The organism is Streptococcus oralis subsp. dentisani (assembly GCF_002096335.1).
GTDB lineage: Bacteria > Bacillota > Bacilli > Lactobacillales > Streptococcaceae > Streptococcus > Streptococcus oralis_Z.
In genome coordinates this window covers 1-1,312 of sequence record NZ_NCUW01000006.1, presented here as the reverse complement: position 1 = coordinate 1,312, position 1,312 = coordinate 1, and the positions used below count along the sequence as shown (strand labels likewise).

At 46.1% G+C, this 1,312-nt stretch carries 2 protein-coding genes; both read left to right on the top strand.

The window, feature by feature from the left end; all coding sequences use genetic code 11:
• On the top strand, nt 1–216 hold a 216-nt coding region (locus tag B7709_RS00095; RefSeq protein ID WP_084970734.1), incomplete at its 5' end, for a hypothetical protein.
• On the top strand, nt 216–1,312 hold a 1,097-nt coding region (locus B7709_RS00090; protein ID WP_239822480.1), incomplete at its 3' end, for a T7SS effector LXG polymorphic toxin. The genes B7709_RS00095 and B7709_RS00090, both read left to right, overlap by 1 nt.

Here is a 1,312-nt window from a genome sequence, read left to right as displayed (position 1 = left end):
TTGGGTGAGATGCCTGGAATGGACGCTTTTTTCGTAAGTAACATGATGATTGAGCGACTTCGTTTTGAAGGTTACAGTGACGACTGGGAAAGTCAGTTTACAGAGGATGTTTTACGTGCGACTCAGCTCTCCCAGCAACAAGTATCGACTGCCTTTATGCGCAGTGAGGATTTTGTTCGGTATTATGAGCCGTATTTAAACACGGAGGAAGGCTAATGGGATTTTATGTCGATATTGCGGAGCTTCAGAAAGCCCAAGAGGCCTATATGAAGATGGTCGCAACTGCTCAGAGTCAGTTGGATACCGCTAAAAATGGGATGAATGCCATCATCACCAGTAATTCCATGCATGGAGAAGTTGGGAAAGCGATTACGAATGAAATCAATAATGTTCATAACCCCGTGATTGTTGGCTTAAAGAATGGCTTAGAATTTCTAGGTTCTGAGTTTTCCAAGACGATCACGGATTTTCAGAATTTTGTTGGCGAAACCTCTGCAACGGCAGTTCTGGCAGAAGAAACTTTGGATGATGCGGTCAAGAAGCTAAATGAAGCCGATGAGAAACACAAGGTGATGGATACTAACTTCAAGAGTATCTATGATGGTATTTCGACTCTCTATCGTCTGAGTGCTCCCTTAAGCAGCACCTTCTATACCAATACCCAGACAGCCCGGAAGTATGTTCAGGATACGAAGAATAAGGTCAATGCCTTTGATAAGATGTCCACGACCAGCAGTACTGAACAGCTTTTTAGTGCTTTAGGTAGCCAGATGGCGGCTGCTGGAAGAGTGAAGAGTCTGAGTTATAGTGATCCTGTTTTAACTAACTTTGTGGCGCATGAAGATCTCGGTAAAGCGATTTATGAGATGGATCAGCAGTATGCGAAAGCCAAGGCAGAAGCGATTGAGGCTGCTAAACGCAAGGCAGAACAAGAAGCCGCTGAGCGAGAAGCTTCTTATCGCCGTCATCACCCCATCCAAGCCTGGCTGAAGGATCGCTCGAATGAGATTGGTTCCTGGTGGGGGGATGTCGTTGAGGGAACACGAAATCTACCGCTTCCTCAAGGGATAAAGGATTCCCTCCTGTTTGCGGAAGGTTTTATTGGTGCAGCTGGAAGTATGGTTTCAGAGACTGCTATCGGAGCTGTAGATTTGACTCAGATTATTGGTATTGCCAGTATTGATGGCGTCAATCGCTTAACAGGCGGTCAAACTCCAGAGTGGATGAAGCGGGACTTGCAAGGAACGGCAGATAACCTGTCTAGCCTTGCGGAGTTAGGAGTAGGAACTTACACTGCTCTGACGGATCCAGG